Source organism: Methylomonas sp. MED-D (genome assembly GCF_050276835.1).
Classification (GTDB): Bacteria; Pseudomonadota; Gammaproteobacteria; order Methylococcales; family Methylomonadaceae; genus Methylomonas; species Methylomonas koyamae_A.
Genome location: NZ_CP189965.1, coordinates 3781156 through 3800889, shown reverse-complemented (window position 1 = coordinate 3800889; position 19734 = coordinate 3781156). Strand labels below are relative to the sequence as shown.

19 protein-coding genes are annotated in these 19734 nt (G+C 54.6%); 10 read left to right on the top strand and 9 right to left on the bottom strand.

The window, feature by feature from the left end:
- Nucleotides 1-134 precede the first annotated feature (134 nt).
- The 3 genes from nadA (at nt 135) to ACQE3E_RS17015 (ending at nt 3810) form a co-directional block, all read left to right on the top strand.
- Entirely contained in the window at nt 135-1229 is a 1095-nt protein-coding gene (gene nadA / locus ACQE3E_RS17025) for a quinolinate synthase NadA (protein WP_168032480.1), read from the top strand.
- A gap of 956 nt (nt 1230-2185) precedes the next feature.
- Nucleotides 2186-2917: a DUF1566 domain-containing protein gene (locus ACQE3E_RS17020; RefSeq protein ID WP_313729649.1), complete on the top strand. Its 732-nt coding sequence runs from the start codon at nt 2186-2188 to the stop codon at nt 2915-2917.
- A 158-nt stretch (nt 2918-3075) separates the two neighbouring features.
- Nucleotides 3076-3810 (top strand): DUF1566 domain-containing protein, encoded by a 735-nt coding sequence (locus tag ACQE3E_RS17015; RefSeq protein ID WP_313729650.1) that lies wholly within the window; start codon nt 3076-3078, stop codon nt 3808-3810.
- A gap of 1001 nt (nt 3811-4811) precedes the next feature.
- Here the strand turns inward: ACQE3E_RS17015 and ACQE3E_RS17010 are convergent.
- The 6 genes from ACQE3E_RS17010 to ACQE3E_RS16985 form a co-directional block, all read right to left on the bottom strand.
- Entirely contained in the window at nt 4812-5408 is a 597-nt protein-coding gene (locus ACQE3E_RS17010) for an IS630 family transposase (RefSeq protein WP_313728407.1), read from the bottom strand.
- Entirely contained in the window at nt 5327-5809 is a 483-nt protein-coding gene (locus ACQE3E_RS17005; protein ID WP_313728406.1) for a helix-turn-helix domain-containing protein, read from the bottom strand. The genes ACQE3E_RS17010 and ACQE3E_RS17005 overlap by 82 nt, the downstream gene beginning before the upstream one ends.
- A gap of 56 nt (nt 5810-5865) precedes the next feature.
- Complete coding sequence (locus tag ACQE3E_RS17000; RefSeq protein WP_313729651.1) at nt 5866-6849, bottom strand: hypothetical protein; 984 nt, start codon at nt 6847-6849, stop codon at nt 5866-5868.
- Between the two features lie 333 nt (nt 6850-7182).
- Nucleotides 7183-7863, bottom strand: a complete 681-nt coding sequence (locus ACQE3E_RS16995) for a hypothetical protein (RefSeq protein WP_427500866.1) — start codon at nt 7861-7863, stop codon at nt 7183-7185.
- A gap of 9 nt (nt 7864-7872) precedes the next feature.
- The gene (locus tag ACQE3E_RS16990; RefSeq protein ID WP_071155481.1) at nt 7873-8427 is read right to left on the bottom strand and encodes a cyclin-dependent kinase inhibitor 3 family protein; all 555 of its coding nucleotides are present in this window, start codon (nt 8425-8427) and stop codon (nt 7873-7875) included.
- 120 nt (nt 8428-8547) lie between these two features.
- Entirely contained in the window at nt 8548-8991 is a 444-nt protein-coding gene (locus tag ACQE3E_RS16985) for a cupin domain-containing protein (RefSeq protein WP_427500865.1), read from the bottom strand.
- A gap of 309 nt (nt 8992-9300) precedes the next feature.
- On the opposite strand from ACQE3E_RS16985, the gene ACQE3E_RS16980 reads away from it, so the two are divergent.
- Entirely contained in the window at nt 9301-9942 is a 642-nt protein-coding gene (locus ACQE3E_RS16980) for a methyltransferase (RefSeq protein ID WP_427500864.1), read from the top strand.
- A gap of 45 nt (nt 9943-9987) precedes the next feature.
- Here ACQE3E_RS16980 and ylqF read toward each other — a convergent pair whose 3' ends face one another.
- Entirely contained in the window at nt 9988-10905 is a 918-nt protein-coding gene (gene ylqF / locus ACQE3E_RS16975; RefSeq protein WP_313729655.1) for a ribosome biogenesis GTPase YlqF, read from the bottom strand.
- Between the two features lie 179 nt (nt 10906-11084).
- Between ylqF and gap the strand changes: the two genes are divergently transcribed.
- Entirely contained in the window at nt 11085-12098 is a 1014-nt protein-coding gene (gap, locus tag ACQE3E_RS16970) for a type I glyceraldehyde-3-phosphate dehydrogenase (protein WP_064031526.1), read from the top strand.
- Between the two features lie 9 nt (nt 12099-12107).
- Complete coding sequence (gene pyk / locus ACQE3E_RS16965; protein WP_064031525.1) at nt 12108-13553, top strand: pyruvate kinase; 1446 nt, start codon at nt 12108-12110, stop codon at nt 13551-13553.
- A gap of 51 nt (nt 13554-13604) precedes the next feature.
- Here the strand turns inward: pyk and uvrD are convergent, their stop codons facing one another.
- The gene (gene uvrD / locus ACQE3E_RS16960) at nt 13605-15773 is read right to left on the bottom strand and encodes a DNA helicase II (RefSeq protein ID WP_281021001.1); all 2169 of its coding nucleotides are present in this window, start codon (nt 15771-15773) and stop codon (nt 13605-13607) included.
- Nucleotides 15774-15876: 103 nt separating this feature from the next.
- Between uvrD and ACQE3E_RS16955 the strand changes: the two genes are divergently transcribed.
- Nucleotides 15877-16107, top strand: coding sequence for a YgaP family membrane protein (locus ACQE3E_RS16955; RefSeq protein WP_064031523.1), 231 nt, complete (start codon nt 15877-15879; stop codon nt 16105-16107).
- Nucleotides 16108-16149: 42 nt separating this feature from the next.
- Here the strand turns inward: ACQE3E_RS16955 and ACQE3E_RS16950 are convergent, their stop codons facing one another.
- Complete coding sequence (locus ACQE3E_RS16950; RefSeq protein WP_281020999.1) at nt 16150-16581, bottom strand: FxsA family protein; 432 nt, start codon at nt 16579-16581, stop codon at nt 16150-16152.
- A gap of 71 nt (nt 16582-16652) precedes the next feature.
- Here ACQE3E_RS16950 and cutA point away from each other — a divergent pair, with 71 nt between their 5' ends.
- Genes cutA through ACQE3E_RS16935 form a run of 3 tightly spaced genes read left to right on the top strand, consistent with a single transcriptional unit; the run spans nt 16653 to nt 19704 of the window.
- Nucleotides 16653-16970 carry a divalent-cation tolerance protein CutA gene (cutA, locus tag ACQE3E_RS16945; protein ID WP_064031522.1) on the top strand — a complete coding sequence of 106 codons (318 nt, stop codon included), beginning with the start codon at nt 16653-16655 and terminating at the stop codon, nt 16968-16970.
- Nucleotides 16952-19177 carry a protein-disulfide reductase DsbD gene (gene dsbD / locus ACQE3E_RS16940; RefSeq protein ID WP_313729656.1) on the top strand — a complete coding sequence of 742 codons (2226 nt, stop codon included), beginning with the start codon at nt 16952-16954 and terminating at the stop codon, nt 19175-19177. The genes cutA and dsbD overlap by 19 nt, the downstream gene beginning before the upstream one ends.
- The gene (locus ACQE3E_RS16935; RefSeq protein WP_313729657.1) at nt 19174-19704 is read left to right on the top strand and encodes a TlpA family protein disulfide reductase; all 531 of its coding nucleotides are present in this window, start codon (nt 19174-19176) and stop codon (nt 19702-19704) included. Before dsbD ends, ACQE3E_RS16935 begins: the two co-directional genes overlap by 4 nt.
- The last annotated feature ends 30 nt before the right edge of the window (nt 19705-19734 follow it).

Sequence of the window (19734 nt, the reverse complement as noted above, 5' to 3'; positions counted from 1 at the left end):
GACGCCCGCATCCTGGCTCGCTCCGCCACCGTCTTCGAACGGTTTGACGATCGGGTTAGCCAACGCCGGGAACCGGCTACCGATTTCGCGGCCCAAGCCGTTACAATGTGTTCTTTTGATTGCCGGGTTGAAACATGACTGCCGCATTACCTATCCATGATTACGCCTTGTTGGACGACGCCGAATGCGCAGAACGTATCGCCGCCGCCAAAGCCCAATTAAACGGCCGCTGCATCGTGCTGGGCCATCATTATCAACGTGACGAAGTATTCCAGCATGCCGATATTTATGGGGATTCGCTGAAGTTGTCGCGAGAGGCGGCGCAATCGGCGGCCGAATTCATCGTGTTTTGCGGCGTGCATTTCATGGCCGAGGTGGCAGACATCCTGTCCCGGCCCGAGCAGATCGCAATTTTGCCGGACATGGCCGCCGGTTGTTCGATGGCGGACATGGCCAATAAAATCAAGGTCCAGCAATGTTGGGACGAGTTGGCTAAGATCATCGACGTCGAAAATTCGGTGACGCCGGTGACCTATATCAATTCCGCCGCCGACTTGAAAGCCTTTTGCGGTCAGCACGGCGGTATCGTTTGTACCTCGTCCAATGCGCAAAAAATCCTGAATTGGAGCTTCGAGCGCCGCGAAAAAGTCCTGTTCTTCCCCGACCAGCACTTGGGCCGCAACACCGGTTACCGGATGGGTATTCCGCTGGAACACATGGTCACCTGGGATTTCAACAAACCGCAAGGCGGCCTGACCGAGCAACAAATCCGCGACGCCAAAATGATTTTGTGGAAGGGTTACTGTTCGGTGCATCAGGCTTTTCAACCCGAGCAAATCGACAATTTCAAGGCAAAATATCCGGAAACCATCGTGATTTCGCATCCGGAAGCTTGTTTCGAAGTGTGCGAGAAATCGGATTACATTGGTTCCACCGAGATGATTTTAAAAATTGTCCGCGAGGCCGAGCCCAATACCCGCTGGCTGGTCGCCACCGAATTGAATCTGGTCAACCGGCTGGCCCAGGAAACCAAGGCGCAGGGCAAGCAGGTCCATTTCATGGCGCCGACCTTGAGCATGTGCTCGACGATGTTCCGCACCGATCCGCAGCATTTATGCTGGGTGTTGGAAAACCTGGCCGCCGGCCATGTCGTCAACCGAGTGTCGGTCCCGGCCGAAGAGGCCGCGCTGGCTAAGTTGGCGCTGGATAATATGCTGCTGGCGTCTTAATGCGTTGATAGCGCGCGGGCTAGGCGTTTGCCGCCGGTTCGGCGGTAAGCGCTCGGTCCTCGCGAATGGTTATCCGTCCAGCCGCCGTGCTTCTTAGCGTCCAATCTTCTGATTTAGTAAGTCTTCAGCGATCTGTAGCCCCTCTTTGAAAAAAGAGGAGCAGGGAAGACTATTTGAATAAATCCCCCTCAGCTCCCTTTTTCAAAGAGGTTACTTGGATTGGGGCCGCTTGAAGCCTGTGTTGAATAGTTACTGAATTTTAACCCGGTCCCTTTGGCCCCGAGTAAGTAGAAGGGCGTAACACCAAAGGCTTAGACGGGGTCGATCAGCGATCAATCGGCCCTCCCAGTCCAGTTTCGCCACCGGCAATGCCGACAGCAAGGGTATAGACCGTTCCGTGCCGTGTTTCCACGATTCCGTGACTGCCGAATCGCTGTACGCCTCGCCAGCCGTGGCTTGCAGAGGTTTTCCCCCAACGTTGGAAACACGCGTAAAAACGGTTCCGGGACGGGCGTCGAAGTCGTCGTGCCGCCATTACCCTAAAGCTGCGCGCCGATCCGCGCGATCAACTGTAATATTAAGCAATTAACCTAGCACCCTAACAGTGTCGCAGTTTCATTGACTGCCTGTAGAGTTGGTCTGTATTGCTAAAACAGCATATGGTGGGCGCTAATTAATTGAGCGGAGATATTTTTCGCGCGCTATGATTAAGCCGCGCCGGAGGAGCGTTAGGCCGGTTTTTATCGCCTACGGTTGCCGCGACTCGCGTCATGACGAGGAGTGGCGCTGTTGTTGGGATAACTCGAATATCCACTCGCAAGTACCGCGTGATTTGGGCTCTGAAATTGAGGCGCGGAGGACGAGGACGAGCTCGAAACCTGTTTGTCCTGACTCAAGATAGCCTCTAAGCAATAGTCGATTGTCATTTTTTGCTCATTGATTGAAAGGAGAAATTCATGAATACCCGTAAAACTTTAGTTGCCTTGGGATTGTTACTCGGCGGCGCGACGTTAAACGTCCACGCCAGCTTGACCAGTTACACCGGTACCGACGGCGCTGGCTTGGTCTACAGTAGCGTCGGCAACGTGACTTGGACGCAAGACGCCAATTTGTTCAAAACCCTGTCCAATGCCGACCATTCGCTAATCAGCCGGGTTATCGCGTTGACGCCTACAACGAATTATTACGCCTCATCCGGGCCGCAAGTAACCTTGACGGCGAGCGATTTCGGCAGTTTCAATGTCAACATTCCCTCTTCAGGCTTCCTAAGTTGGTGGGGGGCTATCGCCTTCGCCAATTACTTAAACAGCATCGACTACGGCGGCAGCCACCAATGGCGCTTGCCGACCAGCAATGCCATTGTCGGTTTTAACGGCACCGCCGGTAACGAACTAGGCCAATTGTTTTATAGCGAATTGAACGGTACCGCCGGCAAGTTTATTCCCAACACCCCAGCCTTCGACAACGAATCGCCGGTAGCCTACTGGTCTGGTATTGAGTTCACTTCCAACCAGGCTGCGGCGTGGGGCTTTGACGCTCGAAAAGGTGCCCAGGGCTACGATGAAAAGGGTCGCGGGCATCTGGTTTGGCTCGTTAGCCCTGGGCAAGTGACCTCGGTGCCGGTACCGGGCGCGTTAGCGTTGTTTGGAACTGGGCTGATGGGATTGCTGGGTTTGCGGAGAAAATGACTTTCCGTCGTCTCTGGTAATACGGCAGTGAATCCAATTCTTTTTTAGGCACTTAAATCCCAAAATCGCGACGTTGACGCCCTATGTATTTCGATCGTTGGGCTGGGTCGATATGAACTCTAACTGTCGCGCGCAACCCATATCCAAGGAGTTTACTCATGACACACAGGCTACTTACCTTCGGCGTTTTGCTCGGCGCCGCCGCGTTCAACGCCAACGCCACGCTGACCAGCTTTACCGGTGCCGATGACGTTGGTTTGGTCTACAGCAGCGTCGGCAACGTGACCTGGACGCAAGACGCCAATCTGTTGGCTACGCTGGAAAGCACTTACGGTTTCCGAAACGTCATCCAAGCCATTATCGCCGCTAGCCCTACCGTTAGCGACACGCCCAACAGCTTCGACGGTTACACCGGTTCTTACACCGTGAAAACCACCGATTTTTCGTCGGACGGTAGAGCCAACTGGTTTGGCGCGCAAGCTTTCGTTGGCTTACTGAATCGCGTCAACTATGGCGGCAGCTCGCAATGGCGCTTGCCAACCAGTAATGCCACCGACGGATACGACGGCAGCGCCGGCAACGAACTGGGCCAATTGGTTTACGGCGAATTGGACGGTTCGGCGTCTAATTCCATTCCCAATACCAGTAGCTTCGACCACGAGCAAGCCTCTTCGTACTGGTCAGGTACCGAGAATGCGGCTTCCCCCGGTAGCGCGTGGTTTTTTGAAGCCTATTACAGTAGTCAGGCCAACCACCGGAAGACTTATCAACACTACGTATGGGCGGTGACTCCCGGACGATTGTCGGCCGTGCCGATACCGGGGGCTGTTTGGTTAATGGGTAGTGGCCTGGTGGGATTGTTGGGTCTAAAACGGCGCGGGCGGGTTGGGTAGCAGGCATATTTAGCGATTGGATTTTGTTTCGTTAGAGGGCGGGAATTACCGCCAGGGTAAGTTTTTAACGCGTATCGCCCCGATAGTATTGATTCGGGCTTGCAATGATTGAACCGACCGGCGCGATCCCCCTCGATTCGGTTCCGAGAACGCAGGACGTTTGCCTCGACTCCGTTCGGAGAGCGCGCAGGTTGTTCCCCGAGAGGAGGCGATTGTTCCCCCGAATGAAGTCGATCACTCCCTGGGCGGAGCCGGTCGTTCCCTGAGCGGAGCCGAAGGGAACTAAAGCGTCTAAAGCCAGAAACACTAGTTCCCGCCCTTTGACTGAACGCATCCGCATTGGCGATAAAAACCTGGCAAATCGTTGTTGGATTTAGCCGTTACCGCAAACACAACCAGCGCGCGGCATTGCCAAATTCGGGGTCTTGGAAAATAACAACCGCCGCACCGTTTGCGACTCGCGCGGTTTGTAATCTCTCCGAACGCCATGCTGGCCAACTTATTCGAGCGGAGATTTTTTCTACGCGTTAGAGTTGTTACGATGAGTCGAGGAGGAGTTGGTGGGCGGTTACCGACCCAGAAGCGACATTCGGATATGGATTTAAACATCCTAATATCGGTCATTTACAAAGTAACGCTATCTATTCAATGCTGAAAGCGGATCAGTACAATATTGACTTCTAATGTTAACAAAGCCGCCATGTGTTGGCCGGGGTAATAAGTATTTTCATTCGAAGCTAAATGCCAGAGGTAACCCGATAACCATTAAGATAGACCAACCGGTATAAAGTGGAAGATATTTAGTAACAGTATTGAGCAATCGTTCTGATGAGCATTGCTGCCTGATTTGCGCAATGTAATCCCTCAGAATAAAGATTAAATGCCAAAATATGAGTATATTAGCGCCAGTTACAGATACGCGATTGGGAGTTACACCATATTCCGCCCACCTGAAAAGTATTGCGGAAAGTGCGTAAGTATTGATTACGAGTGTTAAGCTCTTAGCAAAAAGTTAGCGTGTATTGTGAGCCAAACCCTCGGCCAATTTCGTCAATAGCCTGCTCAAGCTCATCCGGCATAAATGTTTTGAATGGCAGCCATTCATATTTCATTTTATGCCACAGCAATTCAATCCGATTCAACTCAGGGCTATAGGGCGGCAGGAAATAAAATCGAATACCTTTCTCTTCCAGCAAATCCCAATACGGCTTCAGTTTTTTGGCCGTATGAATGGACGCATTATCTAAAATCACCACCAATGGCTTGCTGACGCGTTGGACCAATGCCATCAGAAAGCCAAAAAACCACAGACCATTGACGCTTTGCCACAGCTTAGTCAGCATTAATCGACCCGATGAAAGCAAAGCGCCAATGACGTTCATCCGCTGCGCGCGTTTAGCGGTAATGGCATGAACTTCTCCGCTTTTGGTCCAAGCCGAACGATTCGGTGGTTGTGGTGCAAATCCGGCCTCATCCACATAGGCCAATTCGATTTCGCCGGCTTGCGCTTGCTGAATCAGTGCGGCAATGTCGTGTTGGGCCCGCTCGAAGCGCTCGGGATCACGCTTTTTTTTAAACTGTAACGGGTGCGCTTCCATACATAGCCCATCCGTTTTAACTCGTTCCGCAAGGTGCTGGCGCTAATCGTCACGTCGCATTCCGTCGTTAGACGACTGACCAATGCCCGGCAGTTTAAAGGTTCCGCATCGATCCATTCTTTGAGCCGGCATCGATGCGCGTCAGTCAATTTACTTGGTGCACCACTGCGGGGTTGATCCGGTAAACTGTTCAGCCCATTTCTCCACCACTTCCGCCGCCGCTCCCGTATAGCTTCCGGTTTCACGCCTTGCTGTTCTGCAATCGCAATGACTGTCTGGCCATTGGCTAACATCAAAATGGTCTGTGCCCGCTCCCGTTCTCGCCAATCGCTCCCTTTTTTGATAATTTGCTGGAGCTGCTCTCGTTCGCTTTCGTTCAATTCTATTGCTCTTGCCCGCATTCTGTCGCTACCACCACACCTGAAATCTCGCTATTTTAATGCATGGTGATTTGTTGTTAAGCGCTTACCGTAACTAAACAAATATTTACGAAATCGATTATACGTCGGTTATCCATCGAGTCTTTTCCTGACACCGAATAAACTGTAATCGCCAGAACAACAAGCAAAAGCCCATTAATTGTGATCAGAAAATCTCGGTCGGAATACGGACTTTTCCCTTGGGCAATGATTGCCAGCAAGTACACACAAATCGTTACAAGAACCAATGGCGAAAAAATGTTAGCGATGGTGGTTGCCAAGCGACTCCCTCTTCCCAATACAACATCGTAAAGATAAGTCGCAACAACGGGTGATGCAACCAAGCCGAAGACAACAACGTAGTTCAGATACCATTGCTCCATTCCAATATGGATCAGCGAGAATAGTGCAAAAGTCAGAAAGGTAAGAACCATTCCACCCAGCAAAATTACGGATGCGTAAATCAGCACCTCACCGAGGTAAGCCACAAATAAAACCTTTGATCTGTTGGAATGCCAATCACTACCCATGAAAGTCAATGCTAACAATGACAATAAAACTAGAGGCATATGGATCAGCGACATTTTTATCGATGCCGATCCTTTTATATCTGGTAGAAATAACAATACAATTATACAAACCAGAATCCCTAATATAGGAACAGCCTTGTTTTGATTCGGCTCCGAAGATAAGAAGTAGCTTATTAATGACCCAATCAAGATGACAGGAACGAATCGTGCCAGATACCAATCCGCATCTATGAATGGGAGAGCATGTAGTTTTACCAAAGAACCTGCGAGAATAGAGATGAGGAAAACGTAAAACTTTTTCGTTCCCGACTTATCCGAAGATGGATATTCCGAATAAGCTACGCGAGCATTCCAAACTCGTAGAGTTTCGGATTCGGGATATTGCTCCGTTGCTTCGACTAACCAAGCTATGAATTCAGTTGGTTTGGTCTGATATAGATTCTCAAGAGTGTTCGGATTGCCGAGAGCACGAATGATTTCGTTCGTCTGCATGGGAAAAATATCTAACGATTGTTTATATGGTTTCTGTATATCATCACTTACCGCAGTAATCTAGGCATTTTTTACGAATTTTAACTGTTTATTTTTCTGGATGGGTAGCTACATACCTTCTTAATACGCGACTGACCGTTCTTGGGATAATTACTTTATTCCGGGCTAATCTCTCGCCATAAAGCAGCCGGTTGCGACAGGCAGAAATTGGCCGATTTCTGACCCAGGATGCCTTCCTCTATTTCAGTAATTCCGCTAATCGGACCTTTTTACACCGGGCTTAGAAATTGCTCCGATTACGCCGTCTCCGCTAGATATTCCGGTATCCCTGAGTTATTCATTCCAGGCGATACGCCGAGCCATATCGGCTTTGCGGGCGAGCATCTTGTCGGCTAGCGCTGGCGAACCGCCGCTGGCTAAGACGACCTGACGAATCTCATCGTCCGGAATGCGAACGACGACCAGGATGGCTTGTTCGATTTGTTCAGATGTCATCTCGGCGAACAGCTTGACGGCGTGAGGGTTGGCGTCGTCGCGGCGCAAGACGTCCAGCTCGTCAACGCGGATACCGAACGCCTTGCCCTTGGGGTCGCCCTGGGCGCGGAAGGCCAGGGCGCCGCCGACGTCCAGCGTCAGGACTTGGCCGCCGGCAACGCCTTGGTTATCGCCGTTGAAGCCGGCGGCGTCCCAGTTGGCGGTCCAGGCGTGCACGCCGAACCATTGCCGCGCTTGTTCGCGCTCGCTGTCGGTGAAATGGGCCACGCATTTCTTTTCCAGTACGATCCATTCCGTCGCTATCTGGTCCGGTGCCGAAGTAGTCACGTAGCGTAGGGTCGGTGCGCCGGCCAGTTGATAGAGTTGGGCGGCGAGCCATTCGTTGCGGGCGTGGGCGGCCGATTCTAGCGTCTTCACGTAATAGCGTCGGCCGCCGTTACCGTCTTGATAAACGCCGGCCGGATTGCTGCCCAGTTGTCCGCCTACCCGTGAAAGTTTGGCGGTATCGAGGGTAGTCATGTCGGCGGGTTATGGGATCGGCTGGGTGCGGCGGACCAGCGCCAGTTGCGCCGGGGTTTCGATGGCGCCCTTGCGCGCGTGGCGCACCGCATGGATCGCCGCCTCCGGGTTCATGCCTAGTTCAACCAGTAGCCGCGCGGCGATCATGCCGGCCCGGCCCAAGCCACCCTTGCAATGCACCAATAAGTCGTCGCCCTTGCGTAAACGCCGGCGGATGTCGGCGCCTTGGGTTAGCCATTGTTGCTCGAAAGCGTGGGTGGGAACGGAATAGTCGGCGATCGGCAAATGCAGCCACTCGATGCCGCGTCTACGAATTTCGTGGCCGAGTTGCGGAACCTTGAGCGCGGTCAGTTCCGCCGGTTCCACCAGGGTTAATATCAGTTTGGCGCCCCAGGCGGCGATGGCATCCAAATCGACGCCGAGATCGCGCTCCCAGACGCCGGTGTGGGCAAAGCGGTCGTGCTTGCCGGGGCAAAAGGTGATGCCGATACGTCCGTGCGACGGGCTGGCGCGCACTTCGGCAATTTGCAGCGGGTGGGTGTGGCTGGTCCGCGTTCCGGCCATGGCGTTAATCTCGGCGGTGTTATCAATGCGCGCGAGTCTAGCACGAAGGCCGCTTGAGCAGTGCCGAATCGTAATGGCCGCGCGAAGATCTCCCGGCCTCGGGAGCTGGTGGCAGGGTGCTTATCCATCGGTTAACGCTGGTTGCGCATTGTGCAAAGCGATGAAGTCCGCCATTGCCAGCGTGCCGATCACGTTGGCGTTGTCGTCGAGGATTTCGTAGAGCACGCCGCAGCCGCGTATGCTGAACAACAGTACCACGTCGATGTCGCCGCCGCCTTCCCGATGCGGCTCGTCGCTGGCGGGGCTAACGGTGTAGCGGCCGGTCGGCCGGATTTCCTTCAAACTGCCGTCGGGGTGATATAGGCGGTGCTCGCCTTGGATGACGAAAATGTGGTTCGGCGCCTTGTGTCGATGCAGCACGATTTGTTGGCCGGCGGCGAATTTGAAGAGCACGTCGATAATGTTGGCTTCGCTATCGATGTGCAAAATGAAATAGTGCAAGTGGTCGAAACCGGCCAGGGTTTGCCAGTGGATGCGGCTGTCGTCGAATAAATGAGTGTTCATCGGGATGTTCTCGAATAGGGGTTGAAGGAGATCGTCCGGCCGGCGTGCGGTCGAGACCCGCGGAGTTTAAGGGGCTAGCGGCGCGCGGTAAGCCGAGATTTGCCCGAAATTGCCGGGCAAATTGCCCGCAGTCGATTGGCGCCCGACGCGAGCGGCGCGGGAGGTGGCGGAGGTGTTTCGATTCGGGGCTCGAGGCGGAACGGCGAGTAGGTTCGGGTTTGAGCTGGCGCCGGGAATTGCGGTAGCATGCCCAAGTAATCGACAGTCTCCTTCAACTACCCAATTTTGCCGCCTATGAATCCGTTGGATATGAGCATCGAAGCTCGCAAACAAGAGCTTTCCCACTACTTGGACAAACAGCCGTACATCACCGAGTTGGACGGCATTACCTTGAAAATCGCCAAAAACGTGTTTCCGTCCGATTTCGGACTGACTAGCTCGTTTTTCGGCAATTTCATGCAGCGGCAGCCACCCGCCGAAACGGCGTTGGACATGGGCTGCGGTAGCGGCTATTTCGCGTTTTTATTGAAAAAGATGGGCTGCGAGAACGTGATGGGCGTGGATTTTAATCGGGATGCGGTGATGTGTACCTTGGAAAATACCCGCTTGAATCCCAATCTGGCGCCTATCGATTTCCTGCACAGCGATTTATTCGCCGACGTGCCGCGGCGGCCGTTCGACCTGATCGTGTTCAACTTCAATTATTACCCGTGCGACGGCACCTTTGGCCTGAACGAAGACGGTGGCCGCGAGATATTGAAACGGTTTTTTCATCAAGTGAAGGACTACATTAGCGAACATACCCGAATCTACATTCCCTATTCGCAATTTGTCGGCGAAGAGCACGATCCGAAACACATCGCCCCGGAATTCGGTTTTTCGGTGACATTGGAGGAAAGCACCGTTAATCATGCCGGCGAGCATTATATTTATAAGGTGATGAAGGCCTAGCTGGATCGAGCCGCTCGAGTTTCCGCTGGCGCGGGGCCTAGCGGCCTATTGCGGTCGGTTGCCGCGCCGCTTCGCCGCTTGCTTGGCGGCTTTTTCTTCCCGCAATGCGGCGACGTCCAGTAGTTCGCGCTCGATCATGTCCGGGGTTTCCAGGCTGATGCGGCCCAGCGTGCCGGCTCGGAGTTCGGTCAACAGCAGTTTGGCGGCCTTGTCCAGTTCCACGATGCCACCGCTACGTAGGCAGCCGCGTTTGGCGCCGATCGCTTGCAGCACGGCCAGCGCTTCGCCCGGCAGTGGTTCCAACCGGTAGCGGGTTTTCAGTTGCTCGGGATATGCCTGGGTCAGGTACTCCAACGCATAGAGGGCGATGTCGTCGTGCTGGAAGGCGGTGTCCTTGATCGCGCCGGTCACGGCCAAGCGGTAACCGCCGTGGCGGTTTTCGACATTGGGCCATAACACGCCCGGCGTGTCGGACAGCACCAAGTTGTTGCTCAGGTTGATGCGTTGTTGGCGCTTGGTGACGGCAGGTTCGTTGCCGGTCTTGGCAATGACGCGGCCGGCCAGGATATTGATGATCGTCGATTTGCCGACGTTGGGGATGCCCATGATCATGGTCCGCAGGACTTTGCCGGCGGCCAGTTTGTCGGCCAGCATTTTGTGGCACAGATCGACGATTTGCCTGACTTTGTCGGTTTGCTGGCTGGTGAGGGCCAGGGTTTTGACGCCTTGTTCGCGTTCCAGGTAGTCCTGCCAAAGTTTGGTGACCTCGGGATCGGCCAGATCGGTCTTATTGAGGATGCGTATAGTCGGTTTGTCGTCGCGCAGCCGGGCTAGCATCGGATTCTGGCTACTGTAGGGAATGCGGGCGTCGAGAATTTCGATCAATAGGTCGATGTCGGGCAGGGCTTCCTTGATCTCTTTGCTGGCCTTATGCATGTGGCCGGGGTACCACTGGATATTCATGGTTGGGTCGTATTTGCGGAATCGGCGCCCATTGTAACGCAAGCCAACGCCGGTTCCGGCTTTGCCGCGCGGTTGCGCGGTAGACGTTGTTTGTCGGGATTTGCTACAATCAGCGCTATTTTTAGTGCTTTCCGCACATCTTGAAGTTAGTCCTTCACACTCATTCCGGAGAAAACTCTATGGCAATTAAAGTTGCAATTAACGGTTACGGTCGTATCGGTCGCAATGTCTTGCGCGCGTTGTACGAATCTGGTCGCACCAACGAGATTCAAATCGTGGCGATCAACGATTTGGGCGATTCCAAAACCAATGCACACTTGACCAAGTACGACACCGTGCACGGTAAATTCCCGTTCGATGTTTCCGTCGATGGTGATTACATTGTGGTCAACGGCGATCGCATCCGGGTTCTGGCGGAACGCGATCCGGCTAAATTGCCTTGGGCCGAGTTGGGTATCGACGTGGTTCACGAGTGTACCGGTTTCTTCACCAGCAAAGCCAAGGCGTCCGCCCACCTCTCCGCCGGCGCCAAAAAAGTCATTATTTCCGCGCCGGGCGGTAACGATGTCGATGCGACCGTTGTTTACGGCGTTAACCACACCAGCTTGAAAGCGAGCGATACCGTCATTTCCAACGCTTCTTGCACCACCAACTGCTTGGCGCCGCTGGTGAAACCGCTGATGGATACCATCGGCGTCGATCATGGCTTGATGACCACGATTCATTCCTATACCAACGACCAAGTACTGACCGACGTGTATCACAGCGACTTGCATCGCGCGCGTTCCGCCACCCAATCGATGATTCCGACCAAAACCGGTGCCGCCGCCGCTGTTGGCTTGGTGTTGCCGGAAATGAAAGGCAAGTTGGACGGTTTCGCGATGCGGGTTCCGACCATCAACGTCTCGGTGGTCGATTTGTGCTTCCAGGCGTCTCGCAATACCACCAAGGAAGAAATCGACGGCATTTTGCGCGAAGCGGCCAACGGTTCCTTGAAAGGTATTTTGGCGATCAACGACGAGCCTTTGGTGTCTTCCGACTTCAACCACAATCCGCATTCCTCGATTTACGAAGCGGGTCTGACCAAAGTCACCGGCGGAAACTTCGTCAAAGTACTGTCCTGGTACGACAACGAATGGGGCTTCTCTAACCGGATGCTGGACACCACCGTCGCTTTGTACAACGCCAAATAAAGGGAATACATGCAGTTACGTAGAACAAAAATCCTGGCGACGCTGGGACCCGCCACGGACAAACCCGGCGTGCTTGAAGATTTGTTCAAGGCAGGCATCGATGTTGTCCGTTTAAATTTCTCGCACGGTTCGGCGCAAGATCACATTGATCGCGCCAACCGGGTTCGCGAGTTGAGCAAAAAAAGCGGTCGCCGGGTCGGCATTTTGGCCGACTTGCAAGGCCCTAAAATCCGTATCGAGCGCTTCAAGGAAAACAAAGTTTGGCTGGAAGAAGGCCAGGACTTTGCGCTGGACATCAACCTCGGCAAACTGGACGGCGACAACACCCAGGTCGGCATCAGCTACGAGCCGCTGGCTCGGGAAGTCAAGCCGGGCACGCGCTTGCTGCTGGATGACGGTCGGGTGGTGCTGGACGTCGTGAATGTCGTGGACAACGCCCGGGTGAATACCAAGGTCGTCGTCGGCGGCGATCTATCCAACAACAAGGGCATCAACTTGTTGGGCGGCGGTTTGTCGGCTGCGGCATTGACCGACAAAGACAAGGAAGACATCAAGACCATCGCGATCATCCAGGCCGATTACGTGGCGATTTCCTTTCCGCGTACCGCCGACGACATGCACGAAGCGCGTGCCTTGCTGTTGGCCGCCGGCTCTACCGCGGGCTTGGTGGCCAAGGTCGAGCGCGCAGAAGCCATGGAGGTCATCGACGAAATCATCATGGCCTCGGATGTGATCATGGTGGCCCGAGGCGACTTGGGTGTGGAGATCGGCGACGCCAATCTGCCGGCGGCACAAAAGCATTTGATCAAACGTTCTCGCGAATTGAACCGGGCGGTGATCACGGCGACTCAGATGATGGAGTCGATGATCGAAAACCCGATTCCGACACGCGCCGAGGTTTTCGACGTTGCGAATGCGATCGTCGACGGAACCGATGCGATCATGTTGTCGGCGGAAACCGCATCCGGCAAACATCCGGTCAAAACGGTCGAAGCGATGGTGCGCATCTGCATGGAAACCGAGAAGCAGCCTGCGGTGATCAAGTCCAAGCATCGGATGACCGATAGCTTTGATCATGTGGACGAAGCGATTGCGATGTCGGCGATGTACATGGCCAACCACACCAAGATCAGCGGGATCGCCTCGTTGACCGAAACCGGCTCGACGCCGTTGTGGATGTCGCGGATCAGCTCGGGCATTCCGATCTACGCGTTCAGTAGTCACGAGAAAACCTTGGGCCGGGTTACTCTGTATCGCGGTGTGTTCCCGATTCCGTTCACGCACGAAAAAATGGCGAACGCGGAGGTCAACCGTTACATCATCGAAAAATTAAGAAATCGTGGTTTAGTTGCCGACGGCGATTCTTTCATCATCACCAAGGGCGATGCCACCGGTCATAGCGGCGGTACCAACTCGTTGAAAGTCATTACCGTGCACGAAGATTTCGCCGGTTAATCGACGTTACTGCTTAAGCCGCCGTCCGAGAGTTTTCGGACGGCGGCTTTTTTATGCCTTGTCCAATTTGGCATAAGCCAACATCAGCCATTTGATGCCGGCGTTGCGGAAATTGATCTGTACCTTTTCTTGGTCGCCGCTGCCCTCGGTTTGCAACACCACGCCTTCGCCGAATTTCTCGTGCCTGACCGCCTGACCCAGCCGAAAACTGGCGTTCTGATCGACCATCGAGCCTAGCGTGGCCGGACTGGATGAGGCTGGGCGGGTGACGTTGGCGCGCAGGCGAATTTCGGTCAGGGCTTCCGGGGGGATTTCCCGAAGAAAGCGCGACGGTCTCGGATAGCTGTCCTTGCCATATAAGCGGCGCGACTCGGCATAGGTCAGGTAAAGTTGTTGCATCGCGCGGGTGATGCCGACATAACACAGCCGGCGTTCTTCCTGCAAACGGCCGGGTTCGTCAACCGCTTGCTGCGACGGAAACAGACCTTCCTCCATGCCGACCAGAAAGACCAGTTTGAATTCCAAGCCCTTGGCGGAATGTAAAGTCATTAATTGCACGCAGTCCTGGTCGGCTTCTCCCTGCATTTCGCCGGCTTCCAGCGCGGCATGCGCCAGGAACATATCCAGTTCCGACAGGTTTTCGGCGTTTTCACTGTCGTAATCGAACAGCTTGGCGGCGTTGACCAGCTCTTCCAGGTTTTCGACCCTGGCTTCGCCCTTGTCCTGTTTTTCTTTTTTATACAGTTCGATCAGGCCGCTGGCCTCGACGACGTATTTGACGGTCTCGTAGAGGTTCATGCCGTCGGTCGCCAGGGCTATGGCCTCGATCAGATTCATGAAGCCTTGCAGGGCATTGGCGGCACGGGCGCTCAGTTGCTTTTCGCCCAGCATGCACTCGGCGGCTCGCCAAAGCGAAACGCCGCGTTCCCGCGCCAGAATACGCATGTCGTCCAGCGTTTTCGCGCCGATGCCGCGCGTCGGCGTGTTGACTACTCGCTCGAATGAGGCTTCGTCGTCCCTATTGCTGGACAGGCGTAAATAGGCCAGAGCGTTCTTGATTTCCATCCGTTCGAAGAAGCGCAAGCCGCCGTAGACCCGGTAGGGCACGGCCGTGGTCATTAAGCGCTCCTCGAATTGTCGGGATTGGGCGTTGGAGCGGTAAAGAATAGCGACTTCGCTACGCAGGCCGCCGTCGCGTACCCATTGTCTGATTTTTTCGACGACAAAATAGGCTTCGTCCTGTTCGTTGAAAGCCGCGTAAACCCCTATTGCGTGGCCGTCGCCGGCCGCCGTCCACAGCTCCTTGCCCATCCGGTTTTCGTTGTTGGCGATCAACACATTGGCGGCCTTGAGAATGTGGCCGGTGGAGCGATAGTTCTGCTCCAGTCTGACGATGCCGTGTTCCGGATAATGTTTTTGGAAGGCGAAAATGTTTTCGATCTTGGCGCCGCGCCAGCCGTAGATGGATTGGTCGTCGTCGCCAACGACGAACAGATTGTTGTTGCCTTCGGTCAGCAGGCGTAGCCAAGCATACTGGATCGTGTTGGTATCTTGGAACTCGTCGACGTGGACTTGCCGGAAGCGCTCGCGGTAAAAGGCCAGCAAGTCTTCGTTGTCGCGCAACAGTTCGTGGGCGCGCAGCAGCAGCTCGGCGAAGTCGACCAAGCCGGAGCGGTCGCAGAGTTCTTCGTAGGCCAGATAGATGCGTTGCATTTGCCGGTGGTAAAAGTCGTCGGCTTGCGACATGTGGCGGGCGCGGATGCCCTCGTCCTTTTGGGCGTTGATGAACCATTGCACTTGCTTGGCCGGCCACTTGCTGTCGTCCAGCTCCAGGCTTTTTAGCAAACGTTTGACGATGCGCAATTGGTCGTCGCTGTCCATGACCTGAAAGGTGTCTGGCAATTTGGCTTGCTTGGCGTGTTGGCGTAGCAGGCGGTGAGCCAGGCCGTGAAAGGTGCCTATCCACATCGAGCGCGCCGAGGTATTCAGCAATTCCTCGATGCGGTGGCGCATTTCATTGGCGGCTTTGTTGGTAAACGTGACGGCCAGGATGTGATAGGGCGATATGTGGTTGATTTGTACGTGCCAAGCGATGCGGTGTACCAACACTCGGGTTTTGCCGCTGCCGGCTCCCGCCAGGACCAGCATGGCCTGCATCGGCGCGGAAACGGCCAGGCGCTGATCGTCGTTCAGCGGCGCGATTATCGTTGAGACGTCCATTTTAATAACTTGCAGAATTTGGGGAGCTGTGTATATTTGCGAGCTCTTGAGGGAAAGCCTTGCGTCAGGACTAACAATAAATACTACACAGAGAGGATTGGAGATGAGCTTCGATTATAAACGTTTGATCAAGTTTGAACACAATATCGGCGACAAAGATAAGAAAGTCCGCATGGTTTCCGGCATCGTACTGGTGTTTGTTTCCCTGTTTACCGCCAGCATCCTGATGTTATTGGTCGGCGGCGTTCTGATCGCGACCAGTTATTTCGGCTGGTGTCCCGCCTATTCCGGCTTCGATAAAAACACATTGAACCAAAACGCCGACAGCCAATAATATTGTTCCGGCGGCCGATGGCGAGAGCCCTGGGTCGCCGGCTTAGTCCTGTTTTTTGTATTCGCCGTCAATGACCACCCGCTGAGCACCGGCGGTGGAACTACCCGCCATCGGTACCAAATAGCGTTCCAACACGTATTGAGCAATTTTTCGGCGCAATCCAGGCACCAAGCAGGCGAAGCCGATCGCGTCGGTGAAAAAGCCCGGTGTCAGCAACAGTGCGCCGCCAACCAATAAAATCGGACCTTCAATCATTTCATAAGCCGGAATCTCGCCTTGCCGCAATGCCGCTTGAAAGCGTTGCCAGGTGGCGAACCCCTGCGTACGCAGCAACCAAGTCCCCAGTGCGGCGGTAAAAATCACCAGAAATATCGTCGGCAAGACGCCGATGATGCCGCCGACCATCAATAGCAGATAAATTTCCACGAACGGGACGATCAAAATGGCGGCTAACAGAAAGGGCAAGGGTTTCATGGCGGTCTCGATCAGCGAAAAAACCAGCAATACTAAAAGCATATCCGGCGGATTTCCAGGATAATATCGATATGCCATTGTTAATCTTTTGTACTTGCCCGGATGCCGACATCGCCGAGCATCTGGCGCGCGAACTGGTTGCCGCTAAATTGGCGGCTTGCGTCAACATCTTGCCGGGCGTTCGCTCGGTGTACGCATGGCAGGGTGCCATCGAATCGGCCGGGGAACATTTACTGCTGATTAAAAGTCATCGCGAACGCTACGCCGAATTGGAGGCTTTGCTGAAGCAACTGCATCCCTATGACGTGCCCGAAATTATCGCGCTGCCGATCGAACGCGGTTCGGCGGATTATTTACATTGGATGAATTCATGCCTTGCTATCGATTGATCTCGCTGTTTTTGCTGTTCGGGTTTTTTACTCACGCGGTGGCCTTGGACAGTCAGGATTTTTTGCCTCCCGACCAAGCCTTTCGTTTGACTGTCGCCGCCAGCGATACGGAGCATGTCGCACTGAACTGGCGGATTGCCGACGGCTATCATTTGTACCGCGACAAAATTAAGATTCAGTCGCGGACCGAGTCAATCTCCCTCGCTACGGTGCCATTACCGACCGGCGCGGAAGAGCATGACGCGACACTCGGCGATGTCGTGGTCTATCGGGACAATCTGGACGTCAAACTGCCGTTGATCAACGGCACGCACGAGCGGCAGTTGAAGTTGTTGGTCAAATATCAAGGTTGCGCGGATGTCGGGGTGTGTTATCCGCCGCAGAAAGTGGTGCTGGATATCGACTTGCCGGTTGCGACTGTCGGGGCCTCGGCGACCGGTGGCTTAAATCAATTCGTGCAAGGTCTGAAAGGTCTGACGCCGGGATTGTTTTCCAGCGAATTATTGCCGCCGGAGCAAGCCTTTCAGTTTTTTGCCGAGGCGGTGGGCGCCAACGTGCTACGGGTGAATTGGCGGATTGCCGACGGTTATTATTTGTACAAGGATAAGCTGGCCGTGCAACTTAAAACGCCGGCCCACTCCGCCTTGACGCCGTTGCAATTGCCGGAAGGCGAGGCGTACCACGACGAGGAATTCGGGCAGGTGCAAATTTACCGACGGAATGTCAGTGTGGATATCCCGCTGACGCGAGACAATCGTGCCGCCGAGACCTTGCAAGTACTGGCCAAGTTTCAAGGTTGCGCCGATCGCGGCGTCTGCTATCCGCCTATGCAACAAGTCGTCGAGGTGGCGTTGCCGGAAGCCGCCGAATCGGCCGAGCTTTCTGCCGTTGTCGCGTCAACGCCGCCGGTGGTGTCGGAGCAGGATCGTATCGTCGATGCCCTGCGCCGCGACAGTCTGCCGCTGACTTGGCTGAGTTTCTTCGGTTTTGGTCTATTGCTGGCCTTTACCCCTTGCGTATTTCCGATGATTCCGATTTTGTCCGGCATTATTGTCGGTCATGGCGACATCGGTACACGCAAGGCGTTCTTGCTGTCGTTGAGCTATGTTTTGGCGTCGGCGACGATGTACACCGTCTTCGGTGTGTTGGCGGCCCAGTTCGGCAGCAATTTGCAGGTAATTTTTCAGCAGCCCTGGGTGATTGCGGTATTCGCCGGTTTGTTTGTGTTGCTGTCGTTGTCGATGTTCGGTTTTTACAACCTGGAAGTGCCGAAAGCGTTGCAGGAACGCTTGCATCGCTCTAGCGACCGCCATCGAGACGGTTCGTATTGGGGCGCGGCGATCATGGGGGCTTTGTCGTCGCTGGTGGTCGGCCCGTGCGTTGCCGCACCGTTGGCGGCTGCGTTGATCTATATCGGTCAGACCGGCGATGTCTGGCTGGGCGGGTCGGCGTTGTTCGCGATGGGTTTGGGCATGGGAATGCCGCTGTTGCTGCTGGGGGCATCCGCGGGCCGCTTGTTGCCCAAGGCCGGGGCCTGGCTGAATACGACCAAAAGCGTGTTTGGCGTGTTAATGCTGGCGGTGGCGGTTTGGATGTTGGCGCGGGTGATTCCAGCCCAAGCGTCGATGTTTTTGTATGCAATGCTGTTGGTCATTCCCGCGATCTTCTTGAACGCCATCGACCCGTTGCCCGATTCGGCGTCGGGTTGGCGCAAGTTGTGGAAGGGCGTCGGCATCATTTTGTTGGTGTTGGGCATCTTGGAGTTAATCGGGTTGAGCGCCGGTAACACTAATCCCCTCCAGCCGATGCGGGGCGTATTTGCGGGCGGTAGGGCAGAAGCCGCGTCCAAGCCGCTGTTCGAACGGGTTAAGACGCTGGCCGAACTTGAGCAGCGTATCCAGCAAGCGGCGTCGGCCGGCAAGTCTGTCATGCTGGATTTCTATGCCGAGTGGTGCATTTCCTGCAAGGAAATGGAAGCCTATACCTTTGCGGATTCGGCTGTGAAACAAACGTTGGCCGGTTTCGTGTTACTGCAAGCGGATGTGACCGACAATAGCGATGCCGATCAGGCTTTGCTGAAACGCTTCGACTTGATCGGGCCGCCCGGCATTATATTTTTCGGAGCCGACGGTCGCGAGAAAGCTGATCGCCGAGTGATCGGATATCAAGATGCCGAGACTTTTTTACAAACATTGAAAGGCTTATGACCCGAAAATTCGCGATGGTGTCGGTTGGAATTCTAATCGGGCTTCTGGCCTTGGGCGGCGGTTGGTATTTCCGCTCGGTTCAGCCTGGGGCCGAAGCCGAGGTTCCCCTGGCGGCCGATTTCACGTTGCCGGATTTGGATGACAAGCCGCAAGCCCTCCGTCAATGGCGCGGCGATATTGTCATCGTCAACTTTTGGGCGACTTGGTGTCCGCCCTGCTTAAAGGAGATGACGGAATTCGTCAAAATTCAGCAGGAATTTGGCGGTCGCGGCGTGCGTTTTGTCGGTGTCGCGATCGAAGACAAGCCGCCGGTACTCGAGTACTTGCAGCGCCGGCCGGTCAACTATCCAATTTTAATCGGCGGCGATAACGGTATCGCGCTGGCTCATCAACTCGGTAACGTGATTAATACCGTGCCGTTCACGGTTATCATCGACAGACAAGGCCGGATCGTGCATCGTCAGCTCGGCGAATTGACTCGAACCCAAGCGCTGGAAGTGCTGGAAGGAATGCTGTCGAAAAAATAAGCGATTTGTCCGGAAAATGTCGTGTTAATG

Excerpts from the sequence above, each read along its gene's own strand:
- nadA (WP_168032480.1), top strand. The coding sequence starts at position 135 with ATGACTGCCGCATTACCTATCCATGATTACGCCTTGTTGGACGACGCC.
- ACQE3E_RS17020 (WP_313729649.1), top strand. The coding sequence starts at position 2,186 with ATGAATACCCGTAAAACTTTAGTTGCCTTGGGATTGTTACTCGGCGGC.
- ACQE3E_RS17015 (WP_313729650.1), top strand. The coding sequence starts at position 3,076 with ATGACACACAGGCTACTTACCTTCGGCGTTTTGCTCGGCGCCGCCGCG.
- ACQE3E_RS17010 (WP_313728407.1), bottom strand. The coding sequence starts at position 5,408 with ATGGAAGCGCACCCGTTACAGTTTAAAAAAAAGCGTGATCCCGAGCGC.
- ACQE3E_RS17005 (WP_313728406.1), bottom strand. The coding sequence starts at position 5,809 with ATGCGGGCAAGAGCAATAGAATTGAACGAAAGCGAACGAGAGCAGCTC.
- ACQE3E_RS17000 (WP_313729651.1), bottom strand. The coding sequence starts at position 6,849 with ATGCAGACGAACGAAATCATTCGTGCTCTCGGCAATCCGAACACTCTT.
- ACQE3E_RS16995 (WP_427500866.1), bottom strand. The coding sequence starts at position 7,863 with ATGACTACCCTCGATACCGCCAAACTTTCACGGGTAGGCGGACAACTG.
- ACQE3E_RS16990 (WP_071155481.1), bottom strand. The coding sequence starts at position 8,427 with ATGGCCGGAACGCGGACCAGCCACACCCACCCGCTGCAAATTGCCGAA.
- ACQE3E_RS16985 (WP_427500865.1), bottom strand. The coding sequence starts at position 8,991 with ATGAACACTCATTTATTCGACGACAGCCGCATCCACTGGCAAACCCTG.
- ACQE3E_RS16980 (WP_427500864.1), top strand. The coding sequence starts at position 9,301 with ATGAGCATCGAAGCTCGCAAACAAGAGCTTTCCCACTACTTGGACAAA.
- ylqF (WP_313729655.1), bottom strand. The coding sequence starts at position 10,905 with ATGAATATCCAGTGGTACCCCGGCCACATGCATAAGGCCAGCAAAGAG.
- gap (WP_064031526.1), top strand. The coding sequence starts at position 11,085 with ATGGCAATTAAAGTTGCAATTAACGGTTACGGTCGTATCGGTCGCAAT.
- pyk (WP_064031525.1), top strand. The coding sequence starts at position 12,108 with ATGCAGTTACGTAGAACAAAAATCCTGGCGACGCTGGGACCCGCCACG.
- uvrD (WP_281021001.1), bottom strand. The coding sequence starts at position 15,773 with ATGGACGTCTCAACGATAATCGCGCCGCTGAACGACGATCAGCGCCTG.
- ACQE3E_RS16955 (WP_064031523.1), top strand. The coding sequence starts at position 15,877 with ATGAGCTTCGATTATAAACGTTTGATCAAGTTTGAACACAATATCGGC.
- ACQE3E_RS16950 (WP_281020999.1), bottom strand. The coding sequence starts at position 16,581 with ATGAAACCCTTGCCCTTTCTGTTAGCCGCCATTTTGATCGTCCCGTTC.
- cutA (WP_064031522.1), top strand. The coding sequence starts at position 16,653 with ATGCCATTGTTAATCTTTTGTACTTGCCCGGATGCCGACATCGCCGAG.
- dsbD (WP_313729656.1), top strand. The coding sequence starts at position 16,952 with ATGCCTTGCTATCGATTGATCTCGCTGTTTTTGCTGTTCGGGTTTTTT.
- ACQE3E_RS16935 (WP_313729657.1), top strand. The coding sequence starts at position 19,174 with ATGACCCGAAAATTCGCGATGGTGTCGGTTGGAATTCTAATCGGGCTT.